Source organism: Noviherbaspirillum sp. (assembly GCF_035254685.1).
Lineage (GTDB): Bacteria > Pseudomonadota > Gammaproteobacteria > Burkholderiales > Burkholderiaceae_D > Noviherbaspirillum.
The window spans coordinates 94995-111257 of record NZ_DATFAI010000010.1 but is presented as its reverse complement, the minus strand read 5'-3'; the positions used below and the strand labels follow the sequence as shown (position 1 = coordinate 111257).

Sequence of the window (16263 nt, the reverse complement as noted above, 5' to 3'; positions counted from 1 at the left end):
AGGAAGGAACAAGCATGAATACCATGACCGAATCGACCAATCTCGCCAACGATCTGGACAAGGATCCGCGCTGGGATGCAAGCCGGGTCATCCGCGCACCGCGCGGCAGCGACAAGGTGTGCAAGAGCTGGCTGACCGAAGCTGCCTACCGCATGATCCAGAACAACCTCGATCCGGAAGTCGCGGAAAATCCGAAGCACCTCGTGGTGTACGGCGGCATCGGACGCGCCGCGCGCAACTGGGAATGCTTCGACAAAATCCTGGAAACGCTGAAGGAGCTGAACGACGATGAATCGCTGCTCATCCAGTCCGGCAAGCCGGTCGGCGTATTCAAAACGCATCCCGACGCACCGCGCGTCCTGATCGCCAACTCCAATCTCGTGCCGAAATGGGCCAACTGGGAACACTTCAACGAACTCGACCACAAAGGCCTCTTCATGTATGGCCAGATGACTGCGGGCAGCTGGATCTACATCGGCAGCCAGGGCATCGTACAGGGCACCTATGAAACCTTCGCCGAAGCCGGCCGCCAGCACTACCACGGCGACTGGGCCGGCCGCTGGATTCTTACCGCCGGGCTCGGCGGCATGGGCGGTGCGCAGCCGCTGGCTGCAACGTTTGCCGGCGCGGTATCGCTCGTCGTGGAATGCCAGCAAAGCAGCATCGACTTCCGCCTGCGTACGCGTTACCTCGACAAGCAGGCGAAGGACCTCGACGATGCCATCGCCCTCATCAAGCACCACACCGCACGCAAGGAAGCCATCTCCATCGGCCTGCTCGGCAACGCCGCCGAAATCCTGCCGGAACTGGTGAAGCGGGCCAAGGCCGGTGGCATCAAGCCCGACCTCGTCACAGACCAGACCTCTGCGCACGACCTCGTCAACGGCTACCTGCCCATCGGCTGGACCGTCGAGCAATGGAAGGCCGCGCAGCGCGATCACGCGCAGCATGGTCAGCTCACCACCGCCGCCGCGAAGTCCTGTGCCGTGCATGTGCAAGCCATGCTCGACTTCCACGCGATGGGCATCCCCACGGTGGATTACGGCAACAATATCCGCCAAGTCGCCTTCGACACCGGCGTGAAGAACGCCTTTGACTTCCCCGGTTTCGTGCCGGCCTACATCCGTCCGTTGTTCTGCGAAGGCAAGGGTCCGTTCCGCTGGGTTGCGCTCTCCGGCGATCCGGAAGATATTTACAAGACGGACGCGAAGCTCAAGGAACTGTTCCCGGAGAACAAGCACGTGCACAACTGGCTCGACATGGCACACGACCGCATCGCCTTCCAGGGTTTGCCTTCGCGCATCTGCTGGCTCGGCCTCGGCGAGCGTCATCGCGCAGGGCTTGCATTCAACGAGATGTTCCGCAATGGCGAACTGAAAGGCCCGATCGTCATCGGCCGCGACCATCTCGACACCGGATCGGTCGCCAGCCCGAACCGCGAAACGGAAGGCATGAAGGACGGCACCGACGCCGTGTCCGACTGGCCGCTGCTCAATGCCCTGCTCAATACGGCAGGTGGCGCGACCTGGGTATCGTTCCATCATGGCGGCGGCGTCGGCATGGGGTATTCGCAGCATGCCGGGATGGTGATCGTGGCGGATGGAACGGAAGCGGCGGCGAAGCGACTGGCGCGCGTGCTGGTGAATGACAGTGCGTCGGGCGTGATGCGGCATGCGGATGCCGGGTATGAAACGGCAATCGCGTGCGCGAAGCGCAACGGGTTGAAATTGCCGATGGTGAAGTAAGGCGGCGAGCAAAGACCTCAACAGATCGCGCTTAGAGGCTTTTGCAGTTTCCGCTGTGAGCTGCCGAAAATTTATACAGCGAAGCGGATAAAGAAGCGAAATCTGTTTGAGCTCCGAGCGTAGCGAGGGCGAGTTATTTCGCTTCCCGCTTCGCTGCATAAATTTTCGGGAACCCCGAAGGGGCAGCTCGCCGCGGCCGCCTTCTTTTGCTTACTTTTCTTGGCGAGACAAGAAAAGTGAGCGGCTGCCGGGCCGCCCCCGGCAAGTCTCCACGGAGAGCACAACGCATTGCATTACCGGAGAGAGAAACAGAGACCTCACATTGGATTCCCGCCTTCGCGGGAATGACGGGGAAGAGGAAAAAGCCATCGCGCCAAAAAAACGCAACCAACGAACAAGCCGCATAGAAAACATCATCCAATGACAAGCAAACTCACCATCACCCCCGGCCAACTCAGCCTCGACAACCTCCGCCATATCTGGCGCGACGCCGCGCTGCTGGAATTGACGAAATCAGCCTATACCGCCATCAACACCTCCGCCTCCACCATCCACAAGATCGTGGAAAAAGGCGCCCCCGCGTATGGCATCAACACCGGCTTCGGCAAGCTCGCCAAGACCCACATCCCCAACGACAAGCTCGAAGAACTGCAACGCAACCTCATCATGTCGCACTCCGTCGGCAGCGGCGAACTGATTGCAGACGAAGTGGCGCGCCTCATCCTCGCGATGAAAATCGGCAGCCTCGCACGCGGCTATTCCGGCATCCGCGCCTCGGTGATCGACACCATGATCGCGCTCTACAACGCCGGCATCATGCCCTGCATCCCCAGCAAGGGCTCAGTAGGCGCATCCGGCGACCTCGCACCGCTGTCGCACATGACGCTGGCACTGATGGGCGAAGGCAATGTGCGCGTCGCCGGCGGGCTGCAACCCGCGAAGGAAGCCTTGCAACAGGCCGGCATTGAGCCCGTCCGGCTCGCCTCCAAGGAAGGCCTCGCGCTGATCAACGGCACGCAAGTCTCCACGGCCCTTGCGCTGCACGGCCTGTTCCTGGCGGAACGCCTGCTCGAAGCCGCGATGGTGTCCGGCGCGCTCGCGGTCGATGCGGCCAAGGGCAGCGACGCGCCCTTCGATCCGCGCGTACATGCGGTGCGCGGCCAGCCCGGCCAGATTACCGTAGCGCATGTCTATCGCGAACTGCTTGCCGGCAGCGAGATCCGCAAATCCCATTTGGTCAACGACGAACGCGTGCAGGATCCGTACAGCCTGCGCTGCCAGCCGCAAGTGATGGGCGCCTGTCTCGATCTGATCGGCAACGCCGGCCGTACCCTGCTGATCGAAGCCAACGCGGTGACCGACAATCCGCTCGTCTTCGCCGAGGAAGGAGACGTCATCTCCGGCGGCAACTTCCACGCCGAGCCGGTCGCCTTCGCGGCCGATACGCTCGCCCTGGCACTCGCCGAAATCGGCGCGCTGTCCGAGCGGCGCATCGCGCTCCTGATCGATTCCACACTGTCCGGCCTGCCGCCCTTCCTCGTCGCATCGTCGGGCCTCAACTCCGGCTTCATGATCGCGCACGTCACCGCCGCCGCGCTCGCCTCGGAAAACAAGTCGCTCGCCCATCCCGCCAGCGTGGACAGCCTGCCGACTTCTGCCAACCAGGAAGACCACGTGAGCATGGCGACCTTCGCCGGCCGCCGCCTGCACGAGATGGCACACAACACGGCCACCATCGTCGGCATCGAACTGCTGGCTGCGGCGCAGGGCATCGATTTCCATCGTCCGCTCGCGACCTCGCCGCGCCTGGCGAAGGTGCAACAAGGCTTGCGCCAACGCGTGGCCTTCTATGACAAGGACCGCTTCTTCGCGCCGGATATTGAAGCAGCCAAGCAAATGGTTCTTCAAGGCGATCTTGGCGCGAGTAACAAGGATTTGTTTGGAGGACTGTACTGACATGCATCAGACGGCAGACATGAACCGCTGGCAGGGACGCATTGATGCAGCGGAAGGCGAAGGCGGCAAGCGCTGGCACCAGATCGTTCGTCCGCTGGAGACAGCGGCAGACACTGGCGGCGTCGCGTTGATCGGCTTCGCCTGCGATGTGGGTGTGGCGCGCAACCACGGCCGCACCGGAGCGCGACAAGGGCCGCAGGCATTGCGTGCAGCGCTCGGCAACATGCCGGTGCGCCGCTGTACCTCGATTGCCGATGCGGGCGATGTGATCTGCAACGGCGACGAACTGGAAAGCGCGCAGCAGGAACTGTCCGAAAGAATCAGCGATCTGCTGGCGCGCGGCAAGCTGCCGATTGCCATGGGCGGCGGGCATGAAATGGCCTTCGGTTCCTTCGGCGGCCTGGCACGCCATCTCGCCGCAACGGAAGCCATGCCGCGCATCGGCATCGTCAACCTTGATGCGCATTTCGACCTGCGCATGGCCGACCGCGCGACATCCGGCACGCCATTTCGCCAGATCGCCGAAGAATGCCAGTCGCGCGGCTGGCCCTTCCACTACTGCGTGCTTGGCATCAGCGACTTCGGCAACACGCAGGCCCTGTTCGACCGCGCGCGTTCGCTCAGCGTGCGCTGGCTGCTCGACGAGGACATGCACGTCGCGAACCTGGCTGCGATACGCGCGACGCTCACGGATTTCCTGGCCCAGGTCGACCACGTCTATTTCACTATCTGCCTCGATGTGCTGCCGGCCGGCGTCGCGCCGGGCGTCAGCGCGCCTGCCGCGCGCGGCGTGCCGCTGGAAGTCGTCGAACCCGTCATCGACCTGATTTGCGCCAGCGACAAACTGCGACTGGCCGACCTGGCCGAACTCAATCCCGGCCTCGATATCGAACAGCACACTGCGCGCGTCGCGGCACGCCTGCTGGCGCGCATCGTGGAGCGATCCGGAGCCTGAGACACCATGCGCAAGCTGACCGCTGCCGATTACGTTCCGATGCCATGGAAGAATGGAGGCGGCAGCACCACGCAACTGGCAGTGTCTCCATCCTCCGCCGGCCTCGACAATTTCGATTGGCGCATCAGCACGGCGCAGATTGCCACCGGCGGGCCGTTCTCGTTCTTCCCCGGCGTCGATCGCTCGCTGGCCGTGCTGCGCGGCAGACTGTCGATCGTCGCCGACGATGAGCCCGCGTTCTTGCTCACTGCCGGGAACGAGGTTTTCGTGTTCCGTGGCGAGCAGCAGATCGAGACAGAGCTGCCGGATGGTCCTCTCGCCGATTTCAACGTCATGACACGCCGCGCCCGCTGCGAACATGCGCTGCAAGCAATACAGATCCACGGAAGCCTGGAGTTCAAGCAGCGTGCCGACCAGGTGTTTGCCTATATCGCGCATGGCAGTCTTCAGTGCCGCAACGCGACCGGCGAATCGATGCATTGTGACAAGGGCGAGTCCCTTCTGCTCGACCGCAGCGAAAGCGCACGCATCCTTCTCTCGTCGGCATCGGCGACCGTGTATATCGCAAGGATTACCTTCAAGGATGAACATCATGTCCAATGATGCAAACGCCATATGGGATGCGTTGTGGGTCAACGTTCACCTGGCGACGATGGCGGAGACCGCGGGCTACGGCGAAATCCGCGACGCCGCGATTGCGGTACGCAACGGCCGTATCGCATGGCTCGGGCCGCGCGCCGCGCTTCCCTCCGGACATCGGGCCAGGGCCACGCATGACGGCGGCGGCGACTGGCTCACGCCCGGGCTGGTGGATTGCCACACCCACATCGTCTACGCGGGCAACCGCAGCGATGAATTCGAAGCACGCCTGAACGGCGCGAGCTACGAGGACATCGCGCGGCGCGGCGGCGGCATCATGTCGACGGTGCGCGCGACGCGCGCCGCATCGGAACAGGAGTTGCTGGCGGCCAGCCTGCCGCGCGTGAAGAACCTGTTGGCGGAAGGCGTAACCACGCTGGAAATCAAATCCGGCTATGGCCTTGATCTGGCGACGGAACGCAAGATGCTGCGCGTCGCGCGTCGCCTCGGAGAAATGCTGCCGTTGCGCGTTCGGACCACATTCCTTGGTGCGCACGCCCTGCCGCCGGAATATGGGGGCCGCGCGGATGATTATATCGATCTTGTCTGCAAGGAAATGCTGCCTGCACTGGCGGCCGAAAACCTGGTTGATGCGGTTGACGCCTTCTGCGAAAAGATCGGCTTCTCCGCAGATCAGACCGAACGCGTGTTCCGTGCCGCGCAATCGCTCGGGCTGCCGGTCAAACTGCATGCCGAGCAGTTGTCCGATCAGGGCGGTGCCACGCTCACCGCGCGCTATCGCGGCCTCTCGGCCGATCATTTGGAATATCTGTCGCAGGCCGGCGTCGATGCCATGGCCGACGCCGGCACCGTCGCGGTGCTTCTGCCCGGCGCGTTTTATTTCCTGCGCGAGACGAAGATGCCGCCGGTACAGGCGCTACGCGAAGCTCGCGTGCCGATCGCCATCTCCACCGACTGCAATCCCGGCACCTCGCCGATGACCTCGCTGCTGCTGGCGATGAACATGGCGTGCACGCTGTTCCGTCTTACGCCGCAGGAAGCCTTGGCGGGCACGACGCGGCACGCGGCGCGAGCGCTCGGACTGGAACAAGAAACGGGCAGCCTGGCGGTCGGCAAAGCGGCGGATTTCGCCTTGTGGTCGATTGAAAGGCCAGGTGATCTGGCCTATGCAATTGGCGGAAATCCCTGCCGTGAGGTGGTGGTCGCAGGCGTCGTGCGTGAGTGACGTTGAGCGCTAGGAGGGTCCACGGAAAACACAACAAACACGAGTGGAAAATCCATCACACCCATCCTTGAGGTTCAAGAACCGCACCAGACAAAAAAAGATTTTTCGTGCCTTTCGTGTTTTTCGTGTTTTTCGTGCCTTTCGTGTTTTTCGTGGACATCCCAAAAACACTCGTAACTAATGCGCCGCCTCAGCAAAGGGCTAGTCCACGAAAAACACAAAAAACACGAAAGGAAAACCTTTCGCATCCATCCTTGAAACTCAAGGACCGCATCAGACAAAAAGATTTTCCGTGTTTTTCGTGTTTTCTGTGGACATCCAAAAACACTCGTAGCTGACGCGCCGCGCCCACGAAAGGCGAGGTCCACGGAAAACACGAAAAACACGGAAGGAAAATCTTTCGCATCCATCCTTGAAACTCAACGACCGCATTGGACAGAAAGATTTTTAGTGTTTCTCGTTGGGCATGCCAAGTATTTTCCGTGGACAAACCCCAGTCACCAGTCACTTATTCCGCGGCACGCGTCCCATCAGGAAGAACTCGTCATTTGGTCGCATCGAAATTGCATTGGCCATGCGGTTCGACAGGCCGAAGAAAGCCGTGATCGCGGCGATGTCCCAGATGTCTTCGTCCTCGAAACCATGCTTGCGCAGTGCGGCGTAATCGTCGTCGTTGATGTCCTGAGAGTGCAGGCAGACCTTGATGGCGAAGTCGAGCATGGCTTTCTGGCGCGGGGTGATGTCGGCCTTAAGGTGGTTGACCGCCACCTGGTCGGCAACCAGCGGCTGCTTCGCGTAGATGCGCAGCAGCGCGCCGTGCGCGACCACACAGTACAGGCAGCCGTTCTTCGCGCTGGTGGCGGTGACGATCATTTCGCGGTCGGCCTTGGTCAGCGTGCCGGTTTCCTTCAGCATCAGCGCGTCGTGATAGGCGAAGAAGGCGCGAAACTCGGCCGGGCGGTGCGCCAGCGTCAGGAATACATTCGGCACGAAGCCGGCTTTTTCCTGCACCTGCAGGATCATCTGGCGGATGTCCTCCGGCAGTTCGCCGATGTCGGGGACGGGGAAGCGGGAGATCGGTTTGGGCTCGGACATTATGCGGTTTCCTTTTCAAATTGAAGGTGATACAGGTTGGCGTAAACCCCATTCTTTTCCAGCAATTCCGCGTGTGAACCGGTTTCGACGATGTGGCCGCCGACCAGCACGACAATGCGGTCCGCGTGTTCGATCGTCGACAGGCGGTGCGCGATGACGAGCGTGGTGCGTCCGCGCATCAATTCATCCAGCGCCGCCTGCACCGCGCGTTCCGATTCGGTATCCAGCGCCGATGTCGCCTCGTCAAGGATCAGTATAGGCGCATCCTTGTAGATCGCACGGGCGATCGCCAGGCGTTGCCGCTGCCCGCCCGACAGGCGGCTGCCGTTGTCGCCGATGGTCGTTTCCAGCCCTTCCGGCAGCGCGGCGATCACGTCGTTCAGGTGCGCCGCCCTTGCCGCCGCTTCGACGCGGGCCCGGTCCGGGTGCGCATCGCCATAGGCAATGTTGGCCGCCACCGTGTCGTCGAACAGCACCACGTTTTGGCTGACCATCGCGATCTGCGCGCGCAGGCTTTCCAGCGTGATCTGCTCGATCGGCTGGCCGTCCAGCCGGATCTCGCCCTCGCTGACGGAATAGAAGTTCGGCACCAGGTTCACCAGTGTCGACTTGCCCCCGCCCGACATGCCGACGAAAGCCACTGTCTCACCCGGCTGCACGCTCAGGTCGACGTGCGACAGAGCCGCTTGCGACTGGCCGGGGTAGGCGAAGCCGACATTGACGAAATCGAGCCGGCCCGATGCCCGACCTGTCAGCGGCTTGCCGCTGGTGCGCTCGATGGGCGCGTCGATCAGGCCGAACACGACCTCGGAAGCCGCAAGGCCGCGCTGCAGCGGGCCATTCACTTCGGCAATGTGTTTGAGCGGCGTGAGCAGCATCAGCATGGCAGTGATGAAAGACACGAAGTCGCCTACGGTCGCCTGCCCCTGGCTGGACTGGTGCAAGGCGATCACGATCACGATCGACACCGCAAAGGCGGTGATGACCTGCGTGATCGGCACGGTCGCGGCGAAGGTGCTGGCCATGCGCATCGAATAGCTGCGCTGGCGCGCGGAGCGCTCCTCGAAGCGCGAGCGCTCGTACTCGTGCCCGCCGAAGATCTTGATCACCTGGTTGGCGCGCGTGGTCTCCTCGATCACCTGCGTGAGCTGCGCGTTGATGGTGAGGTAATTCTGCGTCAGCTTGCGCAGGCGCTTGCCGGTCAGGCGCACCACGACGCCGATGACGGGAATCAGCACCAGCGTGATGAGCGTCAGGCGCCAGTTCAGCCAGAACAGGTAGGAGAGCAGGCCGATGACGGTGAGCGAGTCGCGGATCATCGAGGTCAGCACGTTCTTGAGCATGTCGATGATCTGCTCGACCTCGAACATCAGCGAGTTGATGACGCGGCCGACGGAGGTGGTGACGTAGAATCCGAGCGGCACGTCGAGGATGCGGTTGAAGGCCTGCTGGCGCAGCTCGCTCAGGAGGCGCGTCGACACCCAGGTCATCATGTAGGTGGTCATGAAGGTCGACACGCCGCGCAGTGCGAAAATGCCGATCACGAAGAGCGGCACCAGCCAGAGCGAGAAGGTCGGCTTGGCGACGAAGCCCTTGTCCAGCAGGAGTTTCATCAGCGCGGACAGGGTGGGCTCTGTGGTCGCGGTCAGTATCATTCCGACAAAGGCCAGCGCAAGACGCGCCTTGTAAGGCGCAATCATGTGGACGACCCGCCTCAGGTTCGGTGGGATTATCATGGATCAGAAAACAGGATCAAGCGGTCAGGCAGCCTTTCATGCAGGCCGCCGAAGCATGGAAGCATTAAAAAGCACGGGCGGCATGCCGTTGCCGTCGGCTTTTCTTGAGGGCAAATTATAGTGGATATGGATGCGCGCACGCCTTCGTCAGCGAATTCCATGAACATATCCCCAGCGCAAATCGCGCGCAGGTGCTGCTGATATACTGCCCCTTCGACATGCCCGGCAAGCCATTGCCCCGAATTCAAGAACATGCCCGTCTACCCGATTTCCCCCAAGCGCGTCCCCGTTCCGCCCTTCGTGAGCGTGCTTGCCCTCTGGTCGCTTGCCGTCTTTCCGCTCACTTTTGTCTTTCCCTTTGAAATCAAGGTGGTGCCCTATCTTGCGTTACTGGCCATCGCCGTCCATCTCTTGCGCACCAGCAAGGAAGTGCGGACAGGCTACGGAGAGATGAAACCTGTCGTTTTGGCATTCGGCCTTTACCTGCCCTACTCGCTGCTCGGCATCTGGATCCACAAGGGCATCATCAGCTCGGCGGACAACGGCGTTCACCTGCTGTACTTCCTTGGCATCGCGGCATGCTTTGCAGTCCTGCCATCGCGCAGGCTGTTCTGGTGCGGCCTGAGCGCCGCGGCGATCGGCGCCGGTGCACTTGCCATTTTTCAACGCGTTGGACTCGGCATCGACCGGCCGTATGGCATGTTCGGCATCAATGCCTTGGGCCTGTCGGGCTCGATCAAGTTCGGCATGGTGACCACCGTATTCACGCTGCTCGCCCTGCAGGCTGCGCTGGACGGATGTTTGCCGCGTCGGTTCCGCCTGTGGCATGCAGCCGGAGTGCTGGTCGGACTGGGGGGTTGCCTGGTGATTGGCAGCCGCGGACCGTGGCTGGCCCTGCTCGTTGTCGGCAGCGCCATCGCCGGCGCGAAGGTCATGCTACTCGACCGCAGGCGCCGGCTGATCGCTGCGGGAATAACGGTCCTCTTGCTGGCCCTGCTCTTCGCACTGTTCCATGAAGAATTGCATGAACGCTATGTGTTCACCGTCGGCGAATTGTCGGTGATGCGCAGCGGCGACCTGAACACCTCGATCGGCGGACGACTGGTCATGTGGAAAGCGGCCTGGGCATTGTTCCTCGCCCATCCCATTGTCGGCGTCGGCATGAACCAGTTCGGCCCTCATCTGAGGGAAATGGTGGCGCTGGGCCAGGCACCGGAATTCGTTGCGATTTTCTCGCAGACGCACAATGAGTACCTGGAAGCGCTGGCCACCGGCGGCCTCATCGGCATTGCCTATCTGCTCTGGTTGTTCTTTGCTCCGACCCTGCTGTTTCTGCGCCATCTTTCACGGCCGGGCTTCGACGCCAACGCCGCTACGGGCGGGTTGATTGTCATTGCCTCTTTTGCACTCTTTGCAGTCAGCGACAATGTGTTCGATCGCCAGGTGACTACCTCGCTGTTCGCCTTCCTGACACTCGGTTTTGCCATGATGGTCGTGCAGAAGCTGCCGGTGGCGGCTTCGGCCGGTGACGGCGCGACAGAGAAACCATCCCGGGAAGCCGCAGTTATATAATGCGGCGTCATTTCTGCACAGGAAGAAAACGGCATGGCTAGCGCATCGCCCGGGGAACGGAATCTGCTTTCGGTCATCATCATCACGAAAAACGAGGCGGCGAACCTTCAGGCCTGTCTCGATTCCGTCAATTTTGCAGACGAGATCGTGGTGGTCGATTCCGGCAGCACGGACGGCACAGTGGATATCGCGCGCAAGGCCGGCGCGGTAGTGATCGAAACGGACTGGCCAGGCTTCGGCCCGCAGAAGAACCGCGCGCTGGACGCGGCTACCGGCGAATGGGTGCTCTCCATCGATGCCGACGAGCGCATCACGCCGGAACTCGCCGACGAGATCCGCACGGTGATCCGCAACCCTTCCGCCGATGCCTACGACATTTCCCGCCGTTCCTGGTATTGCGGCCGATTCATCGAACATTCGGGCTGGACTCCCGATTACGTCACGCGCCTGTTCCGCCGCGGCACCGCCCGTTTTTCCGACCATATCGTGCATGAACGCCTGCTCCCGTCCGGCACAGTGAAGCACCTGAACGGCCTGATGCTGCATTACAGCTTCCTCGATTTCTCGCAGGTGCTGCAGAAGGTCGACAGCTACTCAACGCTGTCCGCGCGCCAGGCCTATGAAAAGGGCCGCCGCGCCACGGTGCTCGATGCGCTGCTGCACGGCTTCTGGGCCTTCATTCGCACCTATTTCTTCCGCCTCGGCCTGCTGGACGGCGCGCATGGCCTCGCCCTGGCCGTGTCCAACGCGGAAGGCAGTTATTACCGCTACCTCAAGATCTGGCAACTCGAACAGCAGGCCAGGAGCAAGGCATCCGGCGACACAAAGGAAGGCCGGTGAACGATTTCCTCATCTCCGTCATCGTCAGCACCTACAACCGGCCCGATGCGCTGCGCGTCGTGCTGGATGGCCTGCTGCGTCAAACCGATCGCCATTACGAAATCATCGTCGCCGATGACGGCTCGAAAGCACCGACCCGTGCGCTCGTCGAGGAATTCGCCGCGAAGTCGCCGGTGCCGCTGCACCACGTCTGGCATCCCGATGACGGCTTCCGCCTGTCCGCCATCCGCAACAAGGGCATCCTGCAAGCCAAAGGCAGCTACCTGATCTTCCTCGACGGCGACTGCGTCCCGCAAGCCGATTTCGTCGCACGTCATCGCATGCTGGCGCAACCGGGCATGATGATGACCGGCAGCCGCATCCTTCTTGGCGAACAACTCACCGCGCAAGTCGTGAACGGCCTGCCCATCCTCGACCAGGGGCCGGCGTTCTGGCTCGCGCAGCGCGCCAGGGGCGAAGCCAACAAGATCCTGCCGCTGTTCTTCCGCCTGCCCGACATGCCGCAACGCCAGGTGCCGGGCTTCAAATGGCGCGGCATCAAGGGATGCAACCTGGCGGCATGGCGCAGCGACATCGAAATGGTCAACGGCTTCGACGAAACCTTCACCGGCTGGGGCCATGAAGATGCGGATTTCGTGGCACGCCTGCATAACGCGGGCGTGCGCCGGAAAAAGGGATTCTGGAGTACCGAAGTGCTGCACTTGTGGCATCGGGAAGCGAAACGGGATCAGGAAAGCCCGAACCGGCAGAAGGTATTGCGCAGGATCGAAAGCCGGGAGATGCGCGCGGAACGCGGGCTTGGCGAAAGCAGTTTGGCGACAAACTAATTGGTAGCGTGCGTTGTATGAGGGTCCCCTCCCCCTTGCAGGGGGACGTAGCAGGGGTTTCGCAACGCATGCGTTGCGCCTGCGAAGTCCGAGCAGCGCGCAAGCTGCGAGGTGGAACGTTAGGGTGGGGGTAGACTGGTCGAACTATCTCAGTCTGTTGCTCGATCACTCCCCCCATCCCAACCTTCCCCCTGCCAGGGGAAGGAGCAGGTCCAAGGTGGTTGGCGCTACGCCGCCTTCTCGAACATCCGCTGCACCAGCATCTCAAACCGTTCTCCGAACGCATTCACGCCAAACGTCTGCGCGTGCATCGCCGCTTGCGTAGACAAGGCATCCCGCAACTCGCCATCGCGCAATCCGCGCAGGATCGCCTCCGCCAATGCATCGGCATCCCCCACAGGCGCCAGCAACCCCGCCTTCCCATGGTTCAGGATTTCCCTCGGCCCGGTCGGGCAGTCCGAGCTGACGAGGACCTGGCCGACGATCAATCCCTCGATGAGCGCAGTGGGCAAGCCTTCGAACTTCGAACTCAATACCTTGAGCCGCGCGCCGCGAACATAAGGCAACGGATTCGTCGTGAAACCAAAGAATCGCACCCGGTCGCGCACGCCCAGTTCGTCGCACAGCGTCTCCAGCTCGGCGCGATGGCGGCCCTCGCCGACGATCAGCATCGATTCATCGATCCTGTGCCGCTTCACCAGCGAGGCAAAGGCCTTGATCAGCGTCGTCACATCCTTCTGCGTCTCCTCGAGGCGGGTGACGGAAACGATGTACGGCGCATCGGGAATATCGTTCGCCGGCTCGTTGGCGCGGCGATGCGTCTCCACCAGATCGAACCCAGGGTACAAGGTGGTGAAGCGCTCGGCGAGCGCCGGGAACATCTGCCGTCCCTCATCGCGCATCGCATCGCAGATCGCGACGATGGCGTCGTAGCGCTGGAAATAGCGGGACGCCGTGCGGTACTTGCGCTTGCTCGCGGAGAGGCGCTGCGACAGGCTGAAATGACTGATGCCGATGAGCGGCTTGCCGAATCCATGCGCGAAGCGCGCGAGCGACATGTCGTAGTCGATCACGACGTCGTAATTGTCCGCGATGCCGCCGATGCGATCGCGGAAAACCCGCTTGCGCAGCTGCGGCAGCAGCACCTCCTCATACAGCCGCCCGGGCCAGCGAAGCTGCCCCTTGATCTTCAGGTTCCTGCAATGCGACAGCCAGGCTTCGGGCCCGAGGATGTGCAGCGCGACATCCTCGGGAATCCGCTCGCGGTAGACGCTCTCCATGTCCTCGGTGGGATAGGCAATCGACAGCCCGACCGCAAACCGGTCGCGGTCAAGAATGCGCAGCCAGCTCATCAGCGAAGTCTCGATGCCGCCACCGCGCCGCAGATGGGTCACATGGAAAAGTACACGGATCTTGCGCAAAGTCGTCCACCCTTTTTCTTGTTGTTCCCGCGCGTTCGCTGCACGTGCGTGCATTCCCATGCCCGTGCGCACCGGCGGGTCGATTCAGGCCGCCATTCTACCGTGTTCGACAGCGGTCCCGAACACGAAAAACATGGCAGCTAATCCCACGGTGGCACCGGGCCGAAACATGCCATCAGATGATCGATGAAGGCGCGCACCTTGGGCTGCATGTACTTGTTGGGCAGGTAGGTCGCGAAGAGTGACGTGCCGGGATTGGCGATGCTGTCGGGCAGGATTTCGCGCAGGCGTCCGCTCTTCAGGTGCTGGCCGATGATGTAGGTCGGCAGCAGCACGATGCCCATGCCGTCGAGCGCGAGCTGGATCATCACTTCCGAACTGTTGACGCGACACCGGCCCTGCAGGTGCAAGGCGATTTCCTTGTTGCCCACGCCGTAGCGCCATCCGCTGCGCAACGCCGGAATGCCGCGATACACCAGGCAATGATGCTGGCGCAGGTCCTGCGGCGTGTGCGGTGTCCCGTGGCGTTCGAGGTAGTCGGGTGAAGCACAGGTCACCCAGCGCACCGGCGCAATTCTGCGTGCGATCATGTTCGGCGAAGGATTGTCGGTGATGCGAATTGCGAGGTCGTAGCCCTCCTCCACCAGGTCGACCACGCGGTCGCTCGCATCGAGTTCCACATCCACCTGCGCATGCTGCTTCAGGAAGGAGCCCAGGGCCGGCGCGAGATGCAGCGATGAAAAGATCACCGGCGAGGTGATGCGCAGCACGCCGCGCGGTTCCGCCTGCAGATGCGTCACAGTTTCCGCTGCCGCATCGATTTCCTGCGCGATGCGGGCGCAATGCTCGTAATACGCCGTACCGATTTCCGTCAGGCTCATGCGCCGCGTGGTGCGGTTCAGCAGGCGCACACCCAGGGCCAGCTCCAGGCTACCGATCTGCTTGCTCACGAGCGACTTCGACGTGCCAAGCGCCTGCGCCGCCGCCGAGAAGCTCCTGGTTTCCACCACCTTGGCAAAGGTCATCATTTCCGCCAGCCGTTCCATGTCAGGCTCCCTCTAATTGTCCACCATTGGAAACAATATTATTCCAATTTGCATAATTGTAAATACTCGAGAACAAATCATACTGTGCTTCATGGAGCCAAACGCTCCACTGACCAAGGAGACCATCATGCATGCCACAGTCCACAAGACTTTCACAGCCGGCAGCTTCAAGCACCCCGCTGCAGCTGAATCCGTTTCGCACCTCAAGCCCGATCCCGCCGGCGAACTCGTCCACCTGCAAGGACCACAGTTCCTGCGTCTGCACCGCGCAGCCGGCTGGACCTTGCGCGTCCTCGCCGGCACTGCATGGATCACGCAGGACCACGACCTCCGCGACATCGTCCTGCAGGCCGGTGAAAGCTTCGTGCTGGATCGCGACGGAGATGCGCTGGTGTCGCCGCTGAAGGAAGTGAAGATATGCATCCAGCACGATACCGTTGCGGACAAGGCCGTCCGAAAAGCGACGGCGCATCGGCTGACCTTGCGTGCCGAACAGGCATCACCGGCATGAAGCCGACACCGGCAAGGAGACTGCCATGTGGAGTTTTCTCCCCTTCCCGCGATGCTGGAAACAAACCCTGCGCGCCTCGACGCCCGCTTCGGGATTGCCCAGTGCATTGCACGACAGCTGGCGCCTGCGCGACGGCACAACGGCGACACTGCGCGCCGCGCGCGAATCCGACGGCGAAATGATGCAGGCATTCGTGCACGGGCTATCGATGGAAAGCCGCTATCACCGCTTCTTCTATCCCGTACACGAACTGACGCCAACGATGCTCGACCGCTTCACCCACAATACGCCCACCTCCGCCATGACGCTGCTTGTCGTGATCCAGGGACAAGGCCGCGAACAGCTGATCGCGATGGGTCAGTATGTGGCGGATACGTACCCGGCCCGATGCGAATTCGCGGTGGTCGTCGGCGATGATTGGCAGCGCCACGGCCTCGGCACGCGACTGATCCAGGCGCTCGTTTGCCTGGCGCGCGCAGCCGGGTTCGAACGCATCGAAGGCGACATCCTGGCGGAGAACAGGGCGATGCTGCGCCTGATGCCGAGCCTGGGCTTCAGCCTGATGCGGCACCAGGATGGCGCGTACCTGGTGAAGGCAAGGAAAGTACTCGATGTGCCGGCGTGGAAGTGTTCTCCGTTGGCGGAAGCGGAGAGAGTGCACGGGCGCGACAGGCCGGCGGAGATGATTGCGGGCTAACCAGGCAGAAAACGCCTTGTGGCAGTACTCAATCCTC

The 16263-nt window shown here is 62.1% G+C and carries 15 protein-coding genes; 11 read left to right on the top strand and 4 right to left on the bottom strand.

Features of this window, described 5'->3' with window-relative positions:
• Positions 1 to 14 precede the first annotated feature (14 nt).
• The 5 genes from hutU (at position 15) to hutI (ending at position 6481) form a co-directional block, all read left to right on the top strand.
• Entirely contained in the window at positions 15 to 1745 is a 1731-nt protein-coding gene (gene hutU / locus VJ698_RS02605) for a urocanate hydratase (RefSeq protein ID WP_324101100.1), read from the top strand.
• Between the two features lie 420 nt (positions 1746 to 2165).
• Entirely contained in the window at positions 2166 to 3701 is a 1536-nt protein-coding gene (gene hutH / locus VJ698_RS02600) for a histidine ammonia-lyase (protein ID WP_324101099.1), read from the top strand.
• A gap of 1 nt (position 3702) precedes the next feature.
• Entirely contained in the window at positions 3703 to 4656 is a 954-nt protein-coding gene (gene hutG / locus VJ698_RS02595) for a formimidoylglutamase (RefSeq protein ID WP_324101098.1), read from the top strand.
• Positions 4657 to 4662: 6 nt separating this feature from the next.
• Complete coding sequence (locus VJ698_RS02590; protein WP_324101097.1) at positions 4663 to 5259, top strand: HutD family protein; 597 nt, start codon at positions 4663 to 4665, stop codon at positions 5257 to 5259.
• On the top strand, positions 5249 to 6481 hold the full coding sequence (gene hutI, locus VJ698_RS02585; protein WP_324101096.1) for an imidazolonepropionase: 1233 nt from the start codon (positions 5249 to 5251) through the stop codon (positions 6479 to 6481). Before VJ698_RS02590 ends, hutI begins: the two co-directional genes overlap by 11 nt.
• Positions 6482 to 6985: 504 nt before the next feature.
• On the opposite strand, the gene VJ698_RS02580 is transcribed toward hutI, so the two are convergent.
• Together VJ698_RS02580 and msbA are read right to left on the bottom strand one after the other, a co-directional pair.
• On the bottom strand, positions 6986 to 7576 hold the full coding sequence (locus tag VJ698_RS02580) for a peroxidase-related enzyme (RefSeq protein WP_324101095.1): 591 nt from the start codon (positions 7574 to 7576) through the stop codon (positions 6986 to 6988).
• Positions 7576 to 9312, bottom strand: coding sequence for a lipid A export permease/ATP-binding protein MsbA (msbA, locus tag VJ698_RS02575; protein WP_324101094.1), 1737 nt, complete (start codon positions 9310 to 9312; stop codon positions 7576 to 7578). Before msbA ends, VJ698_RS02580 begins: the two co-directional genes overlap by 1 nt.
• On the opposite strand from msbA, the gene VJ698_RS02570 reads away from it, so the two are divergent.
• From VJ698_RS02570 to VJ698_RS02555, 4 genes are all read left to right on the top strand, one after another.
• The gene (locus VJ698_RS02570; protein ID WP_324101199.1) at positions 9275 to 9433 is read left to right on the top strand and encodes a hypothetical protein; all 159 of its coding nucleotides are present in this window, start codon (positions 9275 to 9277) and stop codon (positions 9431 to 9433) included. The two genes, msbA and VJ698_RS02570, sit on opposite strands and share 38 nt — an antisense overlap.
• 131 nt (positions 9434 to 9564) lie before the next feature.
• Positions 9565 to 10884, top strand: coding sequence for an O-antigen ligase family protein (locus VJ698_RS02565; RefSeq protein ID WP_324101093.1), 1320 nt, complete (start codon positions 9565 to 9567; stop codon positions 10882 to 10884).
• A gap of 33 nt (positions 10885 to 10917) precedes the next feature.
• Entirely contained in the window at positions 10918 to 11724 is an 807-nt protein-coding gene (locus tag VJ698_RS02560) for a glycosyltransferase family 2 protein (RefSeq protein WP_324101092.1), read from the top strand.
• Positions 11721 to 12551, top strand: a complete 831-nt coding sequence (locus VJ698_RS02555) for a glycosyltransferase family 2 protein (protein WP_324101091.1) — start codon at positions 11721 to 11723, stop codon at positions 12549 to 12551. The genes VJ698_RS02560 and VJ698_RS02555 overlap by 4 nt, the downstream gene beginning before the upstream one ends.
• Positions 12552 to 12778: 227 nt before the next feature.
• Here VJ698_RS02555 and VJ698_RS02550 read toward each other — a convergent pair whose 3' ends face one another.
• Positions 12779 to 13972, bottom strand: a complete 1194-nt coding sequence (locus VJ698_RS02550) for a glycosyltransferase (protein ID WP_324101090.1) — start codon at positions 13970 to 13972, stop codon at positions 12779 to 12781.
• Positions 13973 to 14112: 140 nt separating this feature from the next.
• Positions 14113 to 15018, bottom strand: coding sequence for a LysR family transcriptional regulator (locus tag VJ698_RS02545; RefSeq protein ID WP_324101089.1), 906 nt, complete (start codon positions 15016 to 15018; stop codon positions 14113 to 14115).
• 127 nt (positions 15019 to 15145) lie between these two features.
• On the opposite strand from VJ698_RS02545, the gene VJ698_RS02540 reads away from it, so the two are divergent.
• Together VJ698_RS02540 and VJ698_RS02535 are read left to right on the top strand one after the other, a co-directional pair.
• The gene (locus VJ698_RS02540; protein WP_324101088.1) at positions 15146 to 15529 is read left to right on the top strand and encodes a DUF2917 domain-containing protein; all 384 of its coding nucleotides are present in this window, start codon (positions 15146 to 15148) and stop codon (positions 15527 to 15529) included.
• Between the two features lie 25 nt (positions 15530 to 15554).
• Positions 15555 to 16226, top strand: a complete 672-nt coding sequence (locus tag VJ698_RS02535) for a GNAT family N-acetyltransferase (RefSeq protein WP_324101087.1) — start codon at positions 15555 to 15557, stop codon at positions 16224 to 16226.
• Positions 16227 to 16263: the final 37 nt, after the last annotated feature.

What these genes read in the sequence shown, in the direction of transcription:
- hutU (WP_324101100.1), top strand. Translation starts at nt 15, where the DNA reads ATGAATACCATGACCGAATCGACCAATCTCGCCAACGATCTGGACAAG.
- hutH (WP_324101099.1), top strand. Translation starts at nt 2,166, where the DNA reads ATGACAAGCAAACTCACCATCACCCCCGGCCAACTCAGCCTCGACAAC.
- hutG (WP_324101098.1), top strand. Translation starts at nt 3,703, where the DNA reads ATGCATCAGACGGCAGACATGAACCGCTGGCAGGGACGCATTGATGCA.
- VJ698_RS02590 (WP_324101097.1), top strand. Translation starts at nt 4,663, where the DNA reads ATGCGCAAGCTGACCGCTGCCGATTACGTTCCGATGCCATGGAAGAAT.
- hutI (WP_324101096.1), top strand. Translation starts at nt 5,249, where the DNA reads ATGTCCAATGATGCAAACGCCATATGGGATGCGTTGTGGGTCAACGTT.
- VJ698_RS02580 (WP_324101095.1), bottom strand. Translation starts at nt 7,576, where the DNA reads ATGTCCGAGCCCAAACCGATCTCCCGCTTCCCCGTCCCCGACATCGGC.
- VJ698_RS02570 (WP_324101199.1), top strand. Translation starts at nt 9,275, where the DNA reads ATGTGGACGACCCGCCTCAGGTTCGGTGGGATTATCATGGATCAGAAA.
- msbA (WP_324101094.1), bottom strand. Translation starts at nt 9,312, where the DNA reads ATGATAATCCCACCGAACCTGAGGCGGGTCGTCCACATGATTGCGCCT.
- VJ698_RS02565 (WP_324101093.1), top strand. Translation starts at nt 9,565, where the DNA reads ATGCCCGTCTACCCGATTTCCCCCAAGCGCGTCCCCGTTCCGCCCTTC.
- VJ698_RS02560 (WP_324101092.1), top strand. Translation starts at nt 10,918, where the DNA reads ATGGCTAGCGCATCGCCCGGGGAACGGAATCTGCTTTCGGTCATCATC.
- VJ698_RS02545 (WP_324101089.1), bottom strand. Translation starts at nt 15,018, where the DNA reads ATGGAACGGCTGGCGGAAATGATGACCTTTGCCAAGGTGGTGGAAACC.
- VJ698_RS02540 (WP_324101088.1), top strand. Translation starts at nt 15,146, where the DNA reads ATGCATGCCACAGTCCACAAGACTTTCACAGCCGGCAGCTTCAAGCAC.
- VJ698_RS02535 (WP_324101087.1), top strand. Translation starts at nt 15,555, where the DNA reads ATGTGGAGTTTTCTCCCCTTCCCGCGATGCTGGAAACAAACCCTGCGC.